Origin of the sequence: Wolbachia endosymbiont of Madathamugadia hiepei, from assembly GCF_013366855.1 — a bacterium.
In the GTDB taxonomy this organism is placed as follows: Bacteria; Pseudomonadota; Alphaproteobacteria; order Rickettsiales; family Anaplasmataceae; genus Wolbachia.
Genome location: NZ_WQMP01000138.1, coordinates 1 through 2,674, shown reverse-complemented (window position 1 = coordinate 2,674; position 2,674 = coordinate 1). Strand labels below are relative to the sequence as shown.

The 2,674-nt window shown below is 36.5% G+C and carries 2 protein-coding genes and 1 pseudogene; all 3 read left to right on the top strand.

Annotated elements, in window-relative coordinates; all coding sequences use genetic code 11:
- A pseudogene (locus GO685_RS04650) lies at positions 1-74 on the top strand (30S ribosomal protein S12); the annotation flags it as partial.
- Positions 75-79: 5 nt separating this feature from the next.
- Positions 80-559, top strand: a complete 480-nt coding sequence (gene rpsG, locus GO685_RS04645) for a 30S ribosomal protein S7 (RefSeq protein WP_175937781.1) — start codon at positions 80-82, stop codon at positions 557-559.
- Positions 560-580: 21 nt separating this feature from the next.
- Entirely contained in the window at positions 581-2,647 is a 2,067-nt protein-coding gene (gene fusA, locus GO685_RS04640; RefSeq protein WP_175937780.1) for an elongation factor G, read from the top strand.
- The last annotated feature ends 27 nt before the right edge of the window (positions 2,648-2,674 follow it).

Here is a 2,674-nt window from a genome sequence, read left to right as displayed (position 1 = left end):
GTGCTCTTGATTTGCGTGGTGTACAAAATCGAAAGAAAGCTCGTTCAAAATATGGTGTAAAGAGATCTGGTTGAAGTTTATGGCTCGTCGTAATAAAGCAAGAAAGAGAGATATAGTTCCTGATTCGCGTTACAGTAGTGTTTTGTTGATGCGTTTCATTAATGTAATTATGAAATGTGGTAAAAAATCCATTGCAGAAAAAATTGTCTATGGTGCTTTATCTTCAGCTGAAAAGAAAATAAATGAAAGCGGGATATTAATTTTTGAAACAGCGGTAAAAAATGTTACACCTTCTGTAGAAGTACGTTCTCGTCGTATTGGCGGCGCAACTTACCAAGTACCTTATGAAGTTAGGAAAGATAGAGCAATTTCTTTAGCATTGAGGTGGATTGCTAAAGCTGCTTCCGTTACTAGAAAGAAGAGTGGCAAAACTTCTGCTGATTGTCTGCAATCTGAAATAATAGATGCTTATAATAAGCGTGGTGGTGCGTTTAAGATGTATGAGGAAAAATATAAAATGGCTGAAGCTAATAAGGCCTTTTCTCATCTTCGTTTTTGATGTTGGCTAATTAATGGTAATATGGAAATTAATATATCTAAATACAGGAATATAGGTATAATGGCTCATATAGATGCTGGTAAGACTACCACAACGGAGCGTATTTTATTTTATACTGGCAAACAAAATAGAATTGGTGAAGTGCATGATGGTGCAGCTTCTATGGATTGGATGGAGCAGGAGAAAGAGCGTGGTATTACAATCACATCTGCTGCAACAACTTGTTTTTGGAATAATCATAGAATCAATATAATAGATACTCCTGGACACGTTGACTTTACTATTGAGGTTGAAAGATCTTTGAGAGTTTTAGATGGTGCAGTTGCTGTATTTGATGGAGTTGCAGGAGTTGAGCCTCAATCTGAGACTGTTTGGCGTCAAGCTGATAAGTATAATGTTCCTCGTATCTGTTTTGTCAACAAAATGGATAGAATAGGAGCCAATTTTTATCGATGTGTTGATATGATTAAGAGTAAACTTGGAGCAGTGCCTCTAGTCATTCAGCTACCGATAGGGAGTGAGAAGGATTTTAAGGGCATAGTAGATCTTATCTCTATGAAGGCTATTATATGGGAAGAAGAGACATTAGGTGCTAAATTTTCCTATGAAGATATTCCTTCTGATTTGCTTGATAAAGCTCAAGAGTACCGAAATCTTTTATTAGATACTGCAGCCGGGATAGATGATGAAGCAATGAACACTTATTTTGAATCTAATGACCTGCCAGCAGATTTGCTGAAGAAATGTGTGAGGAGCGGAGCTATTAAAGGGGTGTTTGTTCCTATATTATGTGGATCAGCTTTTAAAAATAAAGGAGTACAGCCGCTTTTAGACGGTATAGTTGATTTTCTACCTTCCCCTATTGATGTTGATGAAATTGTTGGAACTAATCCTAAGGATTCAGAAAAGAAAATTGCGATTAAACCTTCAGAGCAAGAAAAAATTGTCGCTCTTGCATTTAAAGTGATGACAGATAAATTTGTGGGTAGCCTAACGTTTATTCGTATTTATTCCGGTAAGTTGAAGTCTAAATCTACTGTGTTGAATGCGGTAAAAAATGAGACTGAAGGAATTGGTAGAATGCTGCTTATGCATGCGAACAACAGGGAAGATATAAACGAAGCTAAAGTTGGGGATATAATTGCTTTAGTTGGATTGAAAAAAACAATTACTGGTGATACTTTATGTTCGCATGACTTTCCTATATTATTAGAGCGTATGGAATTTCCTGAACCTGTTATTGAAATTGCTGTGGAGCCTAAGACTACTTCAGATCAGGAAAAGTTAGGTGTTGCTTTAAATAGATTGGTTGCAGAGGATCCTTCTTTAAGAATGTCGGTAAATGCGGAAAGTGGTCAGACTATATTAAAAGGTATGGGTGAATTGCATCTTGAAATTATTACAGATAGAGTAAAGCGTGAGTTTAACGTTGATGTTAATATTGGTGCGCCTCAGGTTGCATATCGTGAAACTATTACTAAATCTGTTGAGATTGATTATACTCACAAAAAACAATCAGGTGGTGCTGGCCAATTTGCTAGAGTGAAGATCTTATTTGAACCCCTTGAACCTGGTTCTGGGTTTCAATTTGAAAGTAAAATCGTGGGTGGTGCAATTCCAAAAGAATACATTCCTGGTGTGCAAAATGGTTTGGAGTTGATAAAAGAGGGAGGAATGATCTCTGGCTTCCCAGTTGTTGATTTTAAGGCTACTCTTATTGATGGTGCCTTTCATGAAGTTGATTCAAGTCCTTTAGCTTTTGAGCTAGCTGCCAAAGGTGCCTTTAAGGAAATGGCAAATAAAGCTGGTCCAAAGATGTTAGAACCTATAATGAAGGTTGAAATTATTACACCTGAAGAGTATATGGGTGATATTATGGGTGATGTAAATAGTAGAAGAGGACAAGTTTCAAGTATGGAAATGCATAATAATAGCGCTATAATTCTTGCTTTAGTGCCTCTTGCAAGTATGTTTGGTTATATAAATGTTTTGCGTTCTATATCTCAAGGAAGAGCTCAATATAGTATGCATTTTTCTTGTTATGAACAAGTGCCACAGTATGTGGTTGATGAGTTAAGGTATAATTAAGGGTAACGATTATGACACAAGTAGTAG